Origin of the sequence: Pseudomonas sp. 14P_8.1_Bac3, assembly GCF_025466085.1 — a bacterium.
GTDB lineage: Bacteria > Pseudomonadota > Gammaproteobacteria > Pseudomonadales > Pseudomonadaceae > Aquipseudomonas.
Genome location: NZ_JANLOD010000049.1, coordinates 93892 through 112000 on the forward strand (window position 1 = coordinate 93892; position 18109 = coordinate 112000).

Consider the following 18109-nt stretch of genomic DNA (forward strand, 5'->3'; position numbering starts at 1 on the left):
AAAAAAACACATGCAATCGTTTCTCTTTTTGCCGTACTGCCTTCGAACACAACAATAAACAATCGTCGGGTGAGTATTATGAGAAAGCTGAAAGGCCTTATGTGTCTGGGATTGAGCGTCTCCCTGGCGATCGCGTCACAGGCCGCCACCGCAAAAGACATGGTGATTTCCATCTGGGACGGCTACATGGCCCCGGATGCGCTGGACAAGTTCAAGGCGGCCAGCGGCGTTGACGTCGACAAGGCGTTGCACGCGACCAACGAAGAAATCATGGGCAAGCTCATGGCGTCTGGCGGCGAAGGCTATGACGTGGTGTTCGTCTCTTCGCCGTTCGCCGAAGTCCTGCACAAGCAGGGCCTGCTGGCCGACATCGATCCGGTCAAAGTCCCCAACCTGAAAAACCTCTATCCCGAAGCCAACAAGCTGGAATACGACCCGGGCAACCATTTCTCGGTGCCGTACACCTGGGGCACGACCGGCATCTGCTACCGCTCCGACAACGTCACGCCAGCACCCCTAAGCTGGAATGAACTGCTCAACCCGAGCGATGCGCTCAAAGGCAAAGTGACAATGCTGGCCACCGATCGCTGGATGCTCGGCGCCGGTTTCCTGGCCAGGGGCTGGTCGGTCAACGACAACGACCCGAACCACATCGCTGCGGTCCGCGATCAGTTGATTGCCACCAAGAAACGCATTCTCGCCTTCGACGACACCACCTTCTATTCGAAACTCGCGTCCGGCGAATCGATGATGGCGCATGCGTGGGACGGCTGGTGCAACTACGGCACACAGGCCAATGCGGCGATCAAGTTCGTGGTGCCCAAGGAGGGTTCCGACCTCTGGGTGGACACCATGGTCGTGCTGAAAAGCTCGAAGCATCAGGAGCAGGCGTTCAAGTTCGTCAACTTCATGCTCGCCAAGGAAAACCACGTCTGGGTCGCGGAAAACATCCTCTACAAAATCCCCAACCAGGCCGCCATGGCCGGTTTGTCCGCTGACCTGCTCAAGCAATACCCCAACCTGACGATCGCCCCGAGCGAGCTGTTGAAGATGGAGCAATTGCGCGACCTGGGCGGCACCACGCAAAAAGCCTACACCCGGGCCGTCACCGAAATCATGGCGGCGCAGAACTAAGCCCCACACAACGTAAGCCGCAACGATCCGGGGCATGCCCGTCATGCCCCGCCACGCTCGCAAGCCGCCTCCGTTCCGGGGCGGGAGGATATGGGTAATGAGTGCTTTGCATGCTGACAGGCGTCTGTCGGCCTGGCTTCTTGCGCCCGGCTTCGGCTGGCTGCTGATATTCCTGGTGGTGCCGTGCCTGCTGGTGCTGGTCTACAGCTTTGTCGAACGCGGTGCCTACGGCGGTATCGACTGGCTGTTCACCTGGGACAATTATCAGCGCGCGTTCGATCCGCTGTACCTGGGCATCCTGCTCAAATCGGCGAAGATCGCCGGGCTGGCGACGCTGTTCGCGGTGCTGATCGGCTACCCGGCGGCGTACGCCATCGCCCGCGCACCGCGGCGCCATCAAGCGGTGTTTCTGTTCCTGGTGATGCTGCCGTTCTGGAGCAACTACCTGATCCGCACCTACGCCTGGATCGTCCTGCTCAATCGCGAAGGCCTGATCAACAAAATGCTGCAGCTGTTCGGCTACAGCGGCGAACCCATCAGCCTGCTGTACACCGAAGCGTCGGTGGTGCTGGGGCTGGTCTACAACTACATCCCGTTTGTGATCCTGGCGATTTTCTCGTCGCTGTCGCGCATCAACAACGAACTCTGGGACGCCTCGAAAGACCTCGGCGCTTCGGGCTGGATGACCTTTCGCCGGATTATCCTGCCGCTGAGCGTGCCGGGTGTCGCCGCCGGCGCCGTGTTTGTCTTCGTCCTGAGCATCGGCAACTTCATCACCGCCGACCTGTTGGGCGGCAAGCAGGTGCAGATGGTCGGCAACCTGATCTACGCGCAATTCCTCACGGCGCGGGACTGGCCGTTCGGCGCGGCGCTGAGCTTTTTCCTGATCGCCATCATGCTGATCCTGTTGTTCGTCCAGGCCCTGGTGGCCCGTCGTGCAGAAGGAGGCCGCGCATGAGTCAGTCTCGTTCGGCAGGCGGCACCCTGCTCAACACGCACCTGGGGTTGGTGTATGCCTTCCTGTATGTGCCGATCCTGGTGCTGATCCTGCTCTCGTTCAACAAGTCCGGATTACCCACGGCCTGGGGCGGCGTGTCGCTGAAATGGTACGTGTCGCTGGCGCACAACTCGGCGATTCTGTCGGCGGCCCTCAACACCCTGATCGTGGCGCTGTCGGCGACGTTCATTGCCTGCGTGCTGGGGACGTTCCTGGCGCTGGGCATCGAGTTGCGCCGCAAAGGCAATGACAAGGGTCAGGTGGTCGACACCTTGTTGATGGCGCCGATGATCATTCCCGACATCGTCCTGGCGATCGCGCTGCTGAGCTTCTTCAACCTGCTCAAGGTCGGGCTCGGTCTGCACTCGATCATCATCAGCCACGCCGTGTTCAACATCGCTTTCGTCTGTGCGGTGGTACGCACACGGCTCAAGCACTTCGACTACTCGATTCTCGAAGCCTCGATCGATCTCGGCGCGAGCAGGTTCACCACGTTTCGCCGGGTGTTGTTGCCGGCGATCTTCCCCGGCGTGCTGGCGGGTGGCTTGCTCTCGTTCACCCTGTCGGTGGACGAATTCATCATCGCCTTTTTCAACTCCGGTTCCGGCCAGGCTTCCACCACGTTGCCGATGCAGATCTACGCCATGATCCGCTTTGGCGTCACTCCGGAAATCAACGCCCTGGCGACGCTGGTGATGCTGGTCAGCATCACCGCGCTGCTGGCTTCGCAGCGTCTCAACAAGGCTCCTCGCACCCATGAATAATTCCTCTGCGGTACTGATCCTGGACAAGGTCAGCAAGTCGTATGGCAACGGTCTGGCGGTCGACGAGGTGTCGCTGAACATCCGCGAGAACGAGTTCTTCGCGTTGCTGGGGCCGTCCGGCTGCGGTAAGACCACGCTGTTGCGCATGCTCGCCGGATTCGAAACCCCCAGCGCCGGATGCATCTACCTGGACGGCAAGGACATCTCGCCCCTGCCGGCCAACAAGCGTCCGTTGAACCTGATGTTCCAGTCTTATGCGCTGTTTCCCAACATGACCGTGCGCAAGAACATCGCTTATGGACTGGAGATGGAGCGTTTGCCGGAAGCGGAAATCCGCCGTCGCGTCGATGACGTGCTGAACACCGCGCAGCTCGGCGAACTGGCTGAACGCAAGCCGGATCAGCTCTCCGGCGGGCAACGCCAGCGCGTCGCCCTGGCACGGGCGTTGGTCAAACGCCCGCGGGTGTTATTGCTCGATGAACCTTTGGGCGCCCTCGACAAAAAGCTCCGGGAAAAGATGCAGCTCGAACTCAAGCGCCTGCAACTTGAAAGCGGCATCACCTTCATCATCGTCACCCACGACCAGGAAGAAGCACTGGTGATGTCGGACCGCATGGCGGTGCTCGACGGCGGCAAGGTCTGCCAGTGCGGCAGCCCCACCGAACTCTACGAAAACCCCAACAGCCGCTTTGTCGCCAACTTCATCGGCGTCAGCAACCTGTTCGAAGGCGCGCGCACCGGGCAGCACACGGTGCGGGTCAACGGTCAGGAGCTGGCCGTCGTGACCGACGCGCCGCTGGTGCCGGGGCAGAACGTCGCCGTGGTCGTGCGCCCCGAGCGCCTGCAGGTGCTGGCGCAGGAGGGCGGGGCTTGCGACAACCAGGTCAGCGGTCAGATCGTTGAAATCGCCTACCACGGCCTCGACACCAACGTGCATGTGCAGACGGTGCTCAGCGACAAGGCGTTGATCGTCCGGGTGCCGTCCTCGCAATTCGAATTCGCTCATTTTGCTATCGGTATGAGTATCCGGCTCGGCTGGCAGGCTCGCCACGCCCGTGTATTGACGCGCTGAACAATAAAAAAGACCAGGCAGGAGAACCGCTCGATGAAACAGAAAGTGATCGCCTTCTTTCCGGAAGCCGCCTACGGCCCGGCCCTGAACTCAGTCGGTATCGCCCAGGCATGCGAAGCCCTCGGCCACAAGGCGGTTTTCCTCACCGACCCGGGCATGAGTGGCGTGTATGCCGGCTACGGTTTTGAAGAACACATGGTCAACATGTCGGCACCGATGCCCGCCGAAGAAATGGCCCGCTACTGGGTCGACTTCATCAACGGCCATATCCCGAATTTCCGCAAAACGCCGCTGGAGCAGATCGACAACTACGTGAAGGAATGCTGGGCCGCCATCGTCGAGACGGCGAAGTGGGCGCAGAAGGACCTGCCGGCGGTGCTGGACAAGGTCAAGCCCGACCTGATCTGCGTTGACAACGTGATCCTGTTCCCGGCCATCAAGCAATACGGCAAGCCTTGGGTGCGGATCATTTCCTGCTCGGAAAACGAGATCGAAGACCCGGATATTCCGCCGCACCTGTCGGGCATGAGCGTCGACGACAAGGCCGGCCACGCGCAATTCCGCCAGCGCTTCGAAGAAGTGGTCGGACCGATTCACGACGACTTCAACCGGTTCCTGCAAGCCCATGGTGAACAGCCGTATCCACTGGGGACGTTCTTCGAAGCTTCGCCCTACATGAACCTGTTGTTGTACCCGGATGCGGTGAAGTTCGAGCGCCGCCATCCGTTGCCGGCCGAGCGGTTCCATTACCTGCAAGGCTGCGTGCGCCACGACACGAGTTACGAGATTCCGGAGTTCCGCGCCAACAACGACAAGCCATTGCTCTACGTCAGTTTTGGCAGCCTCGGCTCTGGCGATGTCGATCTGCTCCAGCGCCTCATCAGCGCCGTCGGCAAGTTGCCTTACCGCGCGTTGTTCAACGTCGGCGAGCACCTTGATGAGTACCCGGACCTGCCCGACAACGTGCTGATCTCCAACTGGTTCCCGCAACCGTCGGTGATTGCCCAGGTCGATGCGGTGATCCACCACGGCGGCAACAACAGCTTCACCGAATGCCTGTTTTTCGGTAAGCCGGCGATCGTCATGTCGTACGTCTGGGACGGCCACGACAACGCCATGCGCGCTGAAGAAAGCGGCCACGGCTTCAAGCTCGATCGCTACGAGTGGAGCGAAGCACAGCTGGCGGAAAAGCTGGCGGCGTGCCTCAACGATCAAGCGATGCGCCAACGTCTGCAGCGCACCAGCGCGCAGATGCAATCACGCAAAGGGCCTGCGGACGCGGCCGCCATTCTCGACAAGGTATTGAACGATGTTTGACTCGAACACCACGGTGGGCACGACGCCGTACCTCGAAGACGTCAGCCGCCGCACCGATCTGGTGGACTGGGGCGTGCAGAGCGACGCCATTGAAGGTGTCTCGCATTCCAGCGGGCGCCTGCTGTTCAAAGGCCCGAACAACAGTCCCGAAACCGGGCTCTGGGTGTGCACGCCGGGGCGCTGGCGCCTGTCGATTCCCCGCGACGAGCTGTGCCACTTCATCGCGGGCGAGGCGACTTACCGTCATGACGACGGTGAAGTGATCGAAGTCCGCGCCAACACCCTGGTGCTGTTCCCGGCCGGCTGGACCGGCGAATGCAACGTCCGGGAAACCCTGCGCAACGTGTACATGCTGGCCTGAACCTGAACCTGTAGGAGCGAGCTTGCTCGCGATGGGCGTGAACGAAAACGCTGGCTGTCTGGATTTCCGCCTCGTCTGGGCATCCTTCGCGAGCAAGCTCGCTCCTACAGAAAACCCGATTTTTTGGAGAACAATCATGACCACCCCGTTTCTGTACAACCCGCTGCAAATCACCGACGTCAAGGATTGGGGCGTGATCCCGACCATGCTTGACGGCGAATCCCGTGTCTCCGGCGTGGTGCTGCACAAAGGACCCGAAGGCCAGTCCGAGTGCGGGGTGTGGATCTGCACCCCGGGCACCTGGTTTTGCCACGTCACCAGCGACGAGTTCTGCCATTTCCTCGAAGGCCGCTGCACCTACGTCCACGAGTCCGGCGAAGTGATCGAGATCAAGCCCGACACGGCGGCCTTTTTCCACAAGGACTGGAAAGGCGTGTGCACCGTCCATGAGACGGTGAAAAAGGTCTACATGATCCGGTGAATGCCATGACTGAGACACGTGCTTCATCGCCCGATCGCGACAGCCAGCGCGCCGCCTTTCTGGCCCGCGCCGGTTTCGCCGACGCCCCACTGCTCGCGTTGCCGGCGGATGCCTCGACCCGGCGTTATTTTCGTTTGAGCGGGGAAGGGCTGTTGCTGATGGATTCGCCGCCGCTCAGCGAGCCGATCGGCCCGTTCATCCAGGTTGCCCGGCACTTGCACGGGCTGGGGCTTTCCGCGCCGGCGCTGGTGCAGGTCGACGAGGAAGCGGGGCTGGCGCTGATCGAGGATTTCGGCCACGACACCTACACCCGGCTGTTGGCGGCGGGGCACCCGGAAGCGGCGCTGTATCGATTGGCGGTCGACGCGCTGGTGGCGTTGCACCGCGCGCCACTGGCGGCAGACGTGGCGCCTTACGACGCCCGACAACTGAGTGATGAATTCGCGCTGCTGATCGACTGGTATATCCCGCTGTTGATCGGCAAGGACGCCGCGCTGGACCTGCGCGAGTCATTTCTGCGGGTGTTCGCCGAGGTCTGCGGTGAGGTCGCGCAACGTCGCGAAGCCTTGGTGTTGCGCGACTTCCACGTCGACAACCTGATGCTGCTGGAAGGCCGCGAAGGCGTGGCCGCCTGTGGTTTGCTGGATTTTCAGGACGCGTTGATCGGCTCGGCGGCCTACGACTTGATGTCGTTGCTCGAAGACGCCCGTCGCGACGTACCCGAAGCGCTGCGTGTGGCGCTGCTGACCCATTACCTGATGCAACGTCCGGAACTCGCTACGCCGCGTTTTCTCGAGGATTACCGGCGGCTCGCCGCCCAGCGCCACGCCAAGGTGCTGGGGATCTTCGTGCGCCTGGCGGGGCGCGACGGCAAGCATGGCTATCTGGCGCATTTGCCCCGCACCCTCGGTTTGTTCGTTCGGGCGCTGCAGGCCGAAGCCCTGGCGCCGTTGCGCGACTGGCTCGACCACCACGTACCGGCGTGGCGCGAAGCGTTGCCGCCCGCGACCCTGGCGATGTTGCGCGAAACCCCTTATCGACTGGTTCAAGGATCTTCCCATGGCCACCTTTGACACTGACACTGCCCAACGCTTCATCAATGCCGAGTACCTGCCCCTGACCGACGCCCGCGTGCGCGAAGTGCTGGATCCGGCGACCCTGCAACGCGTCGGACAGGTCGGCGTGTGCGGCGCAACCGACGTGCAAGCCGCCGTCGATGCCGCCACCGCTGCGCAACAACAGTGGCGGCTGATCGATGCGAAAAGCCGCGCCGCGCGCTTGCATCAACTGGCCAATGCCATCGAACAGCACGTCGCCTGCAATCGCGAGGTCGCACGGTTGATGACCCTGGAAATGGGCAAGCCGTTTCCCGAAGCCATGGGCGAGCTGGCCAACTGCGCGCCGATCTTCCGTTACTACGCGGAAATGGCCCGGGACGATGCCGGCAAGGTCGCCGGCACCACGCAAATCGGCTCGTTCCAGCATGTGCGTTATGAGCCGTATGGCGTCAGCGTGCACATCATGCCCTTCAACTTTCCGATCCTGTTGATGTGCTGGACGGTCGCGGCTTCGCTTGCAGCGGGCAACGCCTGCATCATCAAACCGGCGGAAGCCACGACCCTGTGCACGCTCAAGTTCATGGAGCACTTCACCGCGCTGCTGCCGGGTCTGGTGTCTTGCGTGCCGGGCGATGCCGTGACGGCACAGTGGCTGGTGAAGTCGAGCGGCACCCACGCGGTGGCGTTTACCGGCAGCGTGGCGGCGGGCAAAGCGGTGGCGATGGCCTGTGCCGAACAGATGAAACCGTGCGTGATCGAGGCCGGTGGCAGCGACCCGCTGATCATCTCCAAACATGCGCCGCTGGAGGTCGCGGCCGCAGGTGCGGTCACCGCCGCGTTCCACCTCAGCGGGCAGATTTGCACCTCGGCGGAACGCTTCTACGTGGTCGATGAGATCCACGACGAGTTCGTCGCCCGGTTCGCCGAACGCACCCGCGCCCTGCGCATCGGTCATGGCCTGGAGCGCACGGAAATCGGGCCGATGGTCAGCGAGGCCGCGCGCAATAAAGTCATGCGCCTGGTCGACGACGCCGTGGCCAAGGGCGCAACCCTGGTCTGCGGGGGACGGATTCCGCCGCAGCACAGTGTGGGCTGGTTCTATGAACCGACCATCCTCACCGGGGTGACCGGTGACATGGCGATTCTCCAGGAAGAGTGCTTCGGCCCGGTCGCCGCGATCTGCCGGGTCAGCGATTTTGACGAAGCGGTGCGTTTGGCCAACGATTCGCCGTTCGGTCTGGGGGCCTCGCTGTTCTCCACCGATCTGGCGGAAGCGATGGAGGCCGCCGAGCGTCTTGAAGCCGGGATGGTCTGGGTCAACAACCCGCTGATCGACAACGACGCGCTGCCTTTTGGCGGCTGGAAAATGTCCGGCTTGGGGCGTGAACTCGGGCGTCAGGGCCTCGAAGCGTTCCGCCGCTCGAAAATGGTCATCATCGATCACCAGCCGAAGATTCAGGACTGGTGGTATCCGTATGCCGACGACGTGTTCTATCGCGATCAGGTTTGACTCACTGGGAGGGTCGTATGAGCGACAACGTTTCCTGGCCCACCCTGGCGGTGATACTCGCCGCCGGGCAGGGCACTCGCATGCGTTCGCCGCTGCCAAAGGTCATGCATCTGGTGGGCGACCGGCCGTTGCTCGGTCACGTGCTGGCGGCGGTCGAGGCGGCGGACATTGAGCACTGCGCGGTGGTCGTGGGCGCTGGCAGTCGGGTGGTGCTCGATTATTTGAAGCAGGCCGTGCCGACGGTGCGCACGTTTACCCAGCAGGAACAGCTGGGCACAGCGCACGCGGTGCTCGCCGCCCGGCCGGCGTTGCAGGCTCACGAGCAGGGCTGTGTGCTGGTGCTGTTTGGCGATTCACCGTTGATCAGCGCGCAGACCTTGTTGCACCTGCGGCAGGCACTGATCGACGGTGCCGCCGTGGCGGTCGCCGGGTTTCGTACCGAACAGCCGGGGCCTTACGGGCGCTTGCTGGTGGAAGGGGGACGCTTGCTCGCGATCCGCGAAGCCAAGGACGCCAGTGCGCAGGAACGTGAGATCAATTTCTGTAATGGCGGGGTGATGGGTTTGCGCGCCGACACCTGCCTCTGGCTGCTGGACCGGATCGGCAATCAGAACGCCCAGGGCGAGTATTACCTCACCGATGCCGTGGCGCTGGCCAACAACGCCGGCCTGCCCGTCACCGCGGTGGAGGTGGACGAGACCGACGTGCTTGGGGTCAATGATCGTCAACAATTGCAGGCGGCCGAACAGCTTTACCAGCAGCGTCGAGGTCGCGAATGAAGGAGTGGGTCATGGCTGATTATCAGCGGTTGTACATCGGCGGCGAATGGGTCGCGCCGGTGCAGCGTGGTGTATTCGAAACGTTTGATCCGAGCGATGAATCGGTGCTGGCACAGGTCGCGGCTGCCACGGCCGAAGACATCGACCTGGCTGTCGCTGCCGCGCGCCGGGCGTTCGACGAAGGTGACTGGCCGCGTTGGAGTGGAGCGCAACGGGCGCATGTGCTGCGGCGTATTGCAGAAGGCATCCGTGCGCGGCAGGACGAACTGGCGGCCATCGAGGTGCGCGACAACGGCAAGCCGCTGCCTGAGGCATTGTGGGACATCGCCGACACCGCCGGGTGTTTCGACTTCTATGCCGGGCTCGCGGAAGGTTCCGATCAACACAGCGAGCAATCGATCAGCGTGCCGGATGAACGCTTCAACGCGTCGGTGATCAAGGAACCGGTGGGCGTGGTCGCGGCGATCATCCCGTGGAATTTCCCGATGCTGATGGCCTCGTGGAAAGTCGCGCCGGCCCTGGCGGCGGGCTGCACGGTGGTACTGAAACCGTCTGAGCTGACGCCGTTGACAGCCCTGGAGCTGGCCGGCATTGCTGATCGTGCGGGGTTGCCGGCCGGGGTGCTGAACGTGGTCAGCGGAGTGGGGCGTGAGGCCGGCGCGCCACTGGCCGAGCACCCGGACGTCGACAAGATCGCCTTCACCGGCAGCGTGCCAACCGGGCGCAAGATCATGCAAGCGGCGGCGGCCGAGATCAAAAACATCAGCCTGGAGCTGGGCGGCAAATCGCCGTTCGTGATCTTCGCTGACAGCGATCTCGATGCGGCGGTGGAGTGGATTCTGTTCGGGATTTTCTGGAACCAGGGGCAGGTGTGTTCGGCCACTTCGCGGGTGTTGGTGGAGCGTGCGTTGTATCCGGCGTTGCTGGCGCGTTTGATCGAGGCCACCGAGCAGATCCGGATTGGCCAGGGTTTCGCCGAGGGGGTGAAGCTTGGGCCGCTGGTGAGTCAGGGGCAGCTGGACAAGGTGCTGGACGCTATTTCGCTGGGGCAGAAGGAGGGCGCCCGGCTGGTGTCCGGCGGTTCTCGCCCGGCTCATCTGCCCAAGGGGTTTTACCTGAAGCCGACGATCTTCGCTGATGTGCCGGAGGAGAGTTCGCTTTGGCGTGAGGAAATCTTTGGGCCGGTGGTGTGTTTGCGTGCGTTCGATACCGAAGCCGAGGCGATTCGGTTGGCCAATGATTCGCCGTTTGGTTTGGCGGCGGCGGTGATGTCGCGGGACCTTACGCGCTGTGAACGCGTGGCGCGGCGTTTTCGTGCCGGGATTGTCTGGGTCAACTGCTCGCAACCCACCTTCGTCGAAGCGCCTTGGGGTGGTTACAAGCAGAGTGGTATCGGGCGCGAGTTGGGGGAGTGGGGGTTCAACAATTACCTGGAGACCAAGCAGATTACCCGGTATCACGGCGAGGCTTGGGGGTGGTATTTGGGGTGATGGGTTAGGGCGATGAACTCAAAGGCGCCGTGTTCATTCACACAGCCCGCGTCATCGTTAACGACCATCGCTGGCAAGCCAGCTCCTACAGGTGGAACCGGGATCACACAATCCCTTGTAGGAGCCAACTTGCTGGCGATGAACCCAAAGGCGCCGCGTTCATTCAGACAGCCCGTGTCATCGTTAACGACCATCGCGGGCAAGCCAGCTCCTACAGCGTTCGGTGTCGTGTGATGGACTCGGATTACACAGCAGTAACGGATATGCCCCCACTCCAAACCCTCTAGTCGAGCGGCTTCCCAGCCGTCTCCTTCACCATCGCCAACCCAACCAACGTCAAACACAAACACGCCATCACATACAAAGCAGGCGCATTATTGTTGCCAGTCAGGCCAATCAGCCCGGTAGCAAAGAACTGCGCAAAGCCACCAAAGATCGACACCCCCAGGCAATAAACAATCGACAACCCAGTCGCCCGGATCGCCCGCGGGAATAGCTCGGTCACCAGCACCAGCGTGGGCACAGTAATCAGCACCAACAACAACGTAGTCACCAATGACACGGCTAACAGCATGCCCAGCGTCGGATACTGATTCATCAGGACGAAGGCCGGATAAATCAGCAGCAACATCGGAAAACTGCCCAGGGCAATCGTCCGTCGACGACCCATGCGGTCGCTAAGCCGGCCCGCCCAGATCGACAGGCCGATCTGCACCAGGGCCCCGAGACATGCCGCGGTGGTGCCCATCGTCATCGGCAGATGCAGCACCGTCACGGTGTAGTTGGTCATGTAGTCCAGCACGATGTAAGTCGAAGCCGTGCTGCCAATCACCAACAAAACCCCGGTCAGAATCCTTCGACGGTGGCGGGTGAAAATAAGCTTTATGCTGGAGGGCGCACCTTCGTCCTGCCCAGGCTCGGCAGCGGTTTCCTTGAGATGGCGACGGATGTAGATGCCCACCGGTATCACCAGCATGCCCAGCACAAACGGCAGGCGCCAGCCCCAGCTTTCCAGCGCCTCAGGGGGCAAGGACGAGCTCAACGCCAACGCCACCAACGCTCCCATCAGAAAGCTCAAGCCCTGACTGAACAACTGCCAGCTGCCATAGAATCCGCGACTGTTATCGTCCGCATATTCCATCAACATAGCCGTCGACGCGCCAACTTCACCGCCAATCGCGAAGCCCTGGACCAGCCGCGCCAGCACGATGAGCAGCGGCGCGGCGATGCCGATCTGCGCGTAGGTCGGGGCTATGGCAAACAGTAGCGACCCCAGCGCCATCAGCCACAGCGTCAGCATCATGGCCGGTTTGCGCCCGGCCCGGTCGGCATAGGCGCCCAGCACCAGCCCACCGATGGGACGCATGCCGAAGCCGACGCCAAACGTCGCCAGCGACAGCAGCAACTGCCCAAGCGTGCTCTCGACCGGAAAGAACTGCCGGCCGATCAACGTTGCGAAGAAGCTGTACACAGAGAAATCGTAGAACTCAAGGCCGGAGCCAATGGTGATGGCGGCGATGGCGCGCGCGCTGATCGGCTGCCGCATTGAAGATGCGACAGGCACAGCGGTGGAAACGGGAGTGGACATCGTGCGAACTCCTGGAGACGAGGCGATATCGAAGGGGTGGAAGGATCAGGCCAGGAAGGTTTCGACCAGCCGCACCCAATAACTGGCGCCCGTCGCCAGACAGCCATCGTTGAAGTCATAGCCAGGGTTATGCACCATGCAACCGCCTTCGCCATCCCCATTGCCGATCAGCAAATAACTGCCGGGGCAACGTTGCAGCATCACCGCGAAATCCTCGCTGCCCGTCAGCGGTTTCATGTGAGGGATCAGGCCATCCTCACCGAGCCAATCCAGCGCTACCTGCTGGGCAAATTCGGTGCTCTCGGGGTGGTTGAACAGGGCCGGAAAGCGCTGCGCCTCATCCACCTCGACCGTGGCGCGCGCGCCGAAGCTCGATGCCTGCGATTCGGCTATTTGCGTGATCCGGTCAATCAGCGTATCGCGCACCTGTTCCTTCAGCGCACGCACACTCAACTGCAAGTCGGCGTGATCCGGGATCACATTCGCCGCCAGACCGGCATGAAACGCACCGACCGTAACGACGGCGGTGTCGAGCGGGTCGACATTGCGCGAGACCACGCTTTGCAAAGCCATGACGATGGCCGAGCCGACCAGCACCGGATCAACCGCCTTGTGCGGCATGGCGCCATGACCGCCGACGCCATCGATGCGGATCCTCACCGTATCGGTGGAGGCCATGAACGGCCCCGGCAGAAAGCCGAGCTTCCCGAGCGGCAGTCCCGGCATGTTATGCATGGCGAAAATCGCGTCGCAGGGAAACCGTTCGAACAGCCCGTCATCGAGCATGCGTTGCGCGCCGCCATCGCCTTCCTCGGCGGGCTGGAAAATCAACACCAGCGAACCGTCGAATTCACAGCTGGAGGCCAGGTGTTTGGCGGCGGCAAGCAACATGGCCGTGTGACCGTCATGACCACAGGCGTGCATCACGCCTTCGTGGCGGCTGGAATAAGCCAGGCCGGTTTGCTCGACAATCGGCAGCGCATCCATGTCGGCACGCAAGCCGATGGTCCTGGCGCTATCGCCGCTGCGCAGCAGCCCTACGACCCCCGTACCACCGAGCCCCCGGTGCACCTGATAACCCCATTCTTCCAGTCTGGCGGCCACCAGGTCGGCGGTGGCGAACTCTTCAAAGCTCAGTTCCGGGTGCGCGTGGAGGTGTTGGCGTAGCGCAATCATCTCTGCTTCGAGCGCACGAATGCCGGGCAACGCAGGTTGTTGGGTCATCAGGTTTTCCTTGTTTTTATGGCTGGTGTTCAGCGGTTCGACTGATACCCTGCGATCCTAATGAGTTGATGAATGCCGTGGCAGTCGCAAAAACCGGTGGGTGAAAACCGTGGGTTTACACCGCTGAAGCCAGGAGGATGGATGAAGCTACATCAATTGCGCGCGCTGGTGATGATTGCCGACTGTGGCAGCATCCGCGCGGCGGCGCGGCGCCTAGAGGTGTCGCAGACCGCCGTCGCCAAGGCGCTGCGGGAACTGGAAGAACACCTGCAATTGCCGTTGCTGGTGCGCAATGCCAGCGGCGTGGTGCTGACCACCTACGGCCAGTCGCTGCTGCAGCATGCGCGGCAGATGCTCAGCCAGCTGGAGCGCGCGCAGCTGGAACTGGCGCACCTGAGCGACCAGGCCGAAGGGCAGCTGCGGCTGGGCATTTCGCCGTGGATGGGCATGACCCTGTTGCCTGAGGTCGTCACCCTGTTCCGCCAGCGGATGCCACGGGTGCGGCTGGAGATCTTCGAGGGGCTGATGGCGGTGACGTTGCCGCGGCTGCGCGACGGCACGATGGAGTTTGCGGTCGGGCTGGTGTCTTCGTTGCTGCCGCGCCCGGAGTTTGTCTGCGATCCGCTGTTTTCCTATCGGATGGCCGTGGTGGCCCGCCACGGTCACCCGTTACGTGACAGCCGTTCCATCCACGATTTGCTGGATCAGGATTGGGTGGTCAATTACCCGGATGCCAATTACGAAATTTTAATGACCGAACTGTTCTGGCAGCACGGTGCGCAAATCGATCTGCAGCACATCCACCGGGCACACTCGCCGCAATTGACGTTATCGCTGATCGAGCAGACCGACATGCTCAGTTTTTTCCCGGAGCCGATGCTGACGGTGCCGAGTTACCGCGAACGAGTGGGGCGGCTGGCGTTGGCCGAAACCTTCGCGACCGACACCATCGGCATCGTCACCCCGCGCAACGCGCAGCTGGGTGTCGCCGCGCAGTGTTTTGTCGAATGCCTGCTGCAAGTCATCCGCCGCCGCGCCCGTTCGGCTCGGCCGGAGGATGCTGAGTTGTTTGATACGCTGGAATTGCTGATTTGAGCCGGGCCTATTTCAGGTACCAACCCCACGGTCGATCACTCACGTACTCGGTCACCTGCTTGACCTCCAGATAATTGTGCAGCCCCCACTCACCGAGCTCCCGGCCGATACCGCTGTGTTTCATTCCGCCCCACGGCGCCTCGACGAAGGTCGGTTGCGAGCAGTTGACCCAGATGATCCCGGCGCGCAGCTGATTGGCGACGCGGGCGGTGCGTTGCAGGTCGGCGCTCATCACCGCCGCAGCGAGGCCGAAGCGGCTGGCGTTGGCCATTTGCAGCGCTTGTTCTTCGGTCTTGAAGCGTTTGACGCACAACACCGGCCCGAACACTTCCTCGCGCCAGAGAATGCTGTTGTGCCCCGGCTCGTCGAAGATCGCCGGCTCGATGAAATAGCCCTCGGCAAGATGCGCCGGACGCTGACCTCCGGTGAGCAAACGCGCACCGCTGGCGAGGCCCTGATCGATGAAGCCAAGCACCTTGTCGTACTGGCCCTGACTGACCAGCGGCCCCAGCAACACGCCGGGCTCCATGCCCGGGCCGATGGTGATCTTGCGGGTTTCCTCGACCAGCCGCTCGATCAATCGCGGGGCAATGTTTTCCTGCACCAACAGACGCGACGTCGCGCTGCACACCTGGCCCTGGTTCCAGAAAATCCCGAACAGAATCCATTCCACTGCGGCTTCAACGTCAGCGTCATCGAACACGATGAGCGCCGACTTGCCGCCCAGTTCGAGGCTGATGTTCTTGATGTCACGGGCCGCCGCCGACATGATTTTCGCCCCGGTGGGCACGCTGCCGGTGAACGCCAGTTTGTCCACGCCGGGGTGCTCGGTGAGCGGACCGCCGGCATCGGTACCGAGGCCGCTGACAACGTTGAGGACCCCGGCCGGCAGTCCGATGCGGTCGGCGGCCGCCGCCAGTTCCAGCGCCGTGAGCGGGGTGAGTTCCGAGGGCTTCAACACCAGCGTCGCCCCCGCCGCCAAGGCTGGCGCGACTTTCCACGCCGCCATCAACAATGGGTAGTTCCACGGAATGATCTGCCCGGCGACGCCGATCGGCTCATGTCGGATACGGCAGCGGAAACGTTCATCCGGCAGCGCCAAGGGTTGGTCCTGCTGCTGATCCAGAGCCCTGGCCAACCCGGCGTAGTAGCGGAAACAGCCGATCGCGTCGCCCACGTCCCACTGCGCTTCGGGCAACGGTTTGCCGTTGTCGCGCACTTCCAGTTCGGCCAGCGCCGGTTGACCGTTTTCCAGTTCATCGGCCAGTGCTTCCAGCCACTGCGCGCGTTCGGCGCCGGTGGTCTGGCTCCAGCCATTATCGAAAGCGCGGCGGGCAGCACGCACCGCATGATCGACGTCTTCTTCGGTGCCGGCCGCGACCCGATGGAACACCTGCCCGGTGGCCGGGTCGATGACGTCCAGGTAACCGCCCAGGTCCGGGCTGACCCACTCGCCGTTGATATAAAGCTGATCACGCATGGTGTGGCTCCTGGACGCCGGTGCGGCGGTTTTGCAGGTGACGGGAAGTGAACAGCAACGCCAGCGACGCGCAGATGATGACGGTCGAAACCGCGTTGATCTCCGGGGTCACGCCGCGGCGGATGGAAGAAAAGATGTAGATCGGCAACGTCGTCTCGGAACCGGCGACGAAAAACGCGATGATGAAATCGTCGAAGCTGAACGTGAACGCCAGCAGGAACCCGGCCATGATCGCCGGACTGATCTGCGGCAAGGTCACCCGCCAGAACGTCTGCATCGGTGGTGCATAGAGGTCCGCCGAGGCTTCGAGCAAGGCTTTGTCCAGCGAGTCGACGCGGCTGCGCACGATCACCATCACCAGCGCCATGGTGAACAGCGAGTGCGCGGCGATGACCGTGAAGAAGCCCATGTTCAACCGTGGCACGCTGGGGATCCAGGCCGCCAGCAGCGGGTTGATCAGGTCGAACAGGCTGATGAACGCAATCAGCGTCGAGATGCCGATCACTATGCCGGGCACGATGATCGCGCAGTAGGTCAGCGCATCGAACAACAGCCGAACTTTGCCGCCGGCGCGCTGCAGGCCGAATACCGCCAGGGTGCCGAACAGCGTGGCGATCAGCGCTGAAGTGAAGGCGATGAACGCACTATGCCCCAAGGCTTCCATAATGAACGGGTTGCCGAACGCGGTGCCGAACCACTGCACCGAACAGCATTCGAACGCCAGGCCGCTGCGCCCGGCGTTGAAGCTGAACAGCACGATCAGCGCAATCGGTGCATAGAGAAACAGGTACAGCGAAGTCGAATAACTGCGCAGCCACATGTCACAACCCTCCGTCGGCAGGACGGCCGCCGTAGCGCGCCACCAGTTTCAGATACACGCCGATGATCAGCAGCATCATCGCCACCAGGGTCATGGCCAACGCACTGCCGAACGGCCAGTTGCGCGATTGCAGGAACAGATCGACCAGCGCGTTGCCGACGAAGAACACCTTGCCGCCCCCGAGAATGGCCGGGATCAGGAATTCGCCCATCAGCAGGATGAACACCAGCATGACTCCGGTGATGATCCCCGGCGCAGAGAGCGGCAGGGTGATGCGACGGAAGCTTTCAAAGGCACTGGCGCCCAGGTCTGCCGAGGCTTCGAGCAGGCGCTTGTCGAGTTTTTCCAGGCTGACGTAAATCGGGAACACCATCAGCGGCAGGTAGCCGTAAACGATGCCGATCAGCACCGCCCACGGCGTGTTGATCAGCCGCACGTCTTCCAGCCCGAGGCTGGCGAGCAAGGCCGGGATGCCCTTGCCACTGAGAATGAAGATCCACGCGTAGGTGCGGATGAGGAAACTGGTCCAGAACGGCACGATCACCAGCGTCAGCAACAACGAGCGGTTGCGGGTGACTTTGACCGCCAGGAAGTAGGCAAGGGGATAGGCCGCCACCAGGCACACCAGCGTGCCCAGCGGCGCCAGCATCAGCGTGTTGCTGAAGGCTGCACCCCGTGAGCCTAGGTTCAGGTAATTGGCCAACGTGAAGCCACCGGCGTAACCGCCCACGGCACTGCGCTCGCCGAAACTGAAGACCAGGATGATCACCAGCGGCATCAACAACAGCAGCAGAAACCACAAGGTCGAAGGCAAGAGCATCAGCAGGGTGATCCGTCGGCCGAGGCTGCGCCGCTGGCGCACCTCGACTGACAGGGCACTGCCCGGCTGCACCGTTTGCGGGTGGGCGGCAGCGTTCATGGGGGACTCCTCGTTGGCCA

17 protein-coding genes are annotated in these 18109 nt (G+C 62.4%); 12 read left to right on the plus strand and 5 right to left on the minus strand.

Features of this window, described 5'->3' with window-relative positions:
• The first annotated feature begins 78 nt into the window (after positions 1 to 78).
• The 11 genes from NTD84_RS14690 (at position 79) to NTD84_RS14740 (ending at position 10963) form a co-directional block, all read left to right on the plus strand.
• Positions 79 to 1134 (plus strand): spermidine/putrescine ABC transporter substrate-binding protein, encoded by a 1056-nt coding sequence (locus NTD84_RS14690; protein ID WP_262166729.1) that lies wholly within the window; start codon positions 79 to 81, stop codon positions 1132 to 1134.
• A 97-nt stretch (positions 1135 to 1231) separates the two neighbouring features.
• Positions 1232 to 2092, plus strand: a complete 861-nt coding sequence (locus NTD84_RS14695) for an ABC transporter permease (protein WP_262166732.1) — start codon at positions 1232 to 1234, stop codon at positions 2090 to 2092.
• Positions 2089 to 2895, plus strand: a complete 807-nt coding sequence (locus tag NTD84_RS14700; protein WP_262166734.1) for an ABC transporter permease — start codon at positions 2089 to 2091, stop codon at positions 2893 to 2895. Before NTD84_RS14695 ends, NTD84_RS14700 begins: the two co-directional genes overlap by 4 nt.
• Complete coding sequence (locus NTD84_RS14705; RefSeq protein WP_262166736.1) at positions 2888 to 3967, plus strand: ABC transporter ATP-binding protein; 1080 nt, start codon at positions 2888 to 2890, stop codon at positions 3965 to 3967. Before NTD84_RS14700 ends, NTD84_RS14705 begins: the two co-directional genes overlap by 8 nt.
• Positions 3968 to 4000: 33 nt before the next feature.
• Entirely contained in the window at positions 4001 to 5284 is a 1284-nt protein-coding gene (locus NTD84_RS14710; RefSeq protein ID WP_262166739.1) for a glycosyltransferase, read from the plus strand.
• On the plus strand, positions 5277 to 5645 hold the full coding sequence (locus NTD84_RS14715) for a cupin domain-containing protein (RefSeq protein ID WP_262166741.1): 369 nt from the start codon (positions 5277 to 5279) through the stop codon (positions 5643 to 5645). The genes NTD84_RS14710 and NTD84_RS14715 overlap by 8 nt, the downstream gene beginning before the upstream one ends.
• A 136-nt stretch (positions 5646 to 5781) precedes the next feature.
• Positions 5782 to 6126 (plus strand): cupin domain-containing protein, encoded by a 345-nt coding sequence (locus tag NTD84_RS14720; RefSeq protein ID WP_262166743.1) that lies wholly within the window; start codon positions 5782 to 5784, stop codon positions 6124 to 6126.
• A 5-nt stretch (positions 6127 to 6131) separates the two neighbouring features.
• On the plus strand, positions 6132 to 7199 hold the full coding sequence (locus NTD84_RS14725) for an aminoglycoside phosphotransferase family protein (protein ID WP_262166745.1): 1068 nt from the start codon (positions 6132 to 6134) through the stop codon (positions 7197 to 7199).
• Positions 7186 to 8694 (plus strand): aldehyde dehydrogenase family protein, encoded by a 1509-nt coding sequence (locus NTD84_RS14730; protein ID WP_262166747.1) that lies wholly within the window; start codon positions 7186 to 7188, stop codon positions 8692 to 8694. The genes NTD84_RS14725 and NTD84_RS14730 overlap by 14 nt, the downstream gene beginning before the upstream one ends.
• A 17-nt stretch (positions 8695 to 8711) precedes the next feature.
• Positions 8712 to 9473: an NTP transferase domain-containing protein gene (locus NTD84_RS14735; RefSeq protein ID WP_262166749.1), complete on the plus strand. Its 762-nt coding sequence runs from the start codon at positions 8712 to 8714 to the stop codon at positions 9471 to 9473.
• An 11-nt stretch (positions 9474 to 9484) separates the two neighbouring features.
• Entirely contained in the window at positions 9485 to 10963 is a 1479-nt protein-coding gene (locus NTD84_RS14740; protein ID WP_262166750.1) for an aldehyde dehydrogenase family protein, read from the plus strand.
• A 283-nt stretch (positions 10964 to 11246) separates the two neighbouring features.
• Here the strand turns inward: NTD84_RS14740 and NTD84_RS14745 are convergent, their stop codons facing one another.
• Together NTD84_RS14745 and NTD84_RS14750 are read right to left on the minus strand one after the other, a co-directional pair.
• On the minus strand, positions 11247 to 12551 hold the full coding sequence (locus NTD84_RS14745; protein WP_262166751.1) for an MFS transporter: 1305 nt from the start codon (positions 12549 to 12551) through the stop codon (positions 11247 to 11249).
• A gap of 45 nt (positions 12552 to 12596) precedes the next feature.
• Entirely contained in the window at positions 12597 to 13775 is a 1179-nt protein-coding gene (locus tag NTD84_RS14750) for a M20 aminoacylase family protein (protein ID WP_262166754.1), read from the minus strand.
• Between the two features lie 141 nt (positions 13776 to 13916).
• Between NTD84_RS14750 and NTD84_RS14755 the strand changes: the two genes are divergently transcribed.
• Positions 13917 to 14870, plus strand: coding sequence for a LysR family transcriptional regulator (locus NTD84_RS14755; protein WP_262166756.1), 954 nt, complete (start codon positions 13917 to 13919; stop codon positions 14868 to 14870).
• Between the two features lie 7 nt (positions 14871 to 14877).
• Here the strand turns inward: NTD84_RS14755 and NTD84_RS14760 are convergent, their stop codons facing one another.
• The 3 genes from NTD84_RS14760 to NTD84_RS14770 are packed head-to-tail and all read right to left on the minus strand — an operon-like array spanning position 14878 to position 18089.
• Complete coding sequence (locus NTD84_RS14760) at positions 14878 to 16350, minus strand: aldehyde dehydrogenase family protein (protein ID WP_262166758.1); 1473 nt, start codon at positions 16348 to 16350, stop codon at positions 14878 to 14880.
• A complete protein-coding gene (locus NTD84_RS14765; protein WP_262166760.1) occupies positions 16343 to 17170 on the minus strand; it encodes an ABC transporter permease in 828 nt (275 codons plus the stop codon). Before NTD84_RS14765 ends, NTD84_RS14760 begins: the two co-directional genes overlap by 8 nt.
• Before the next feature lies 1 nt (position 17171).
• Positions 17172 to 18089 carry an ABC transporter permease gene (locus tag NTD84_RS14770; protein WP_262166762.1) on the minus strand — a complete coding sequence of 306 codons (918 nt, stop codon included), beginning with the start codon at positions 18087 to 18089 and terminating at the stop codon, positions 17172 to 17174.
• Between the last annotated feature and the right edge of the window lie 20 nt (positions 18090 to 18109).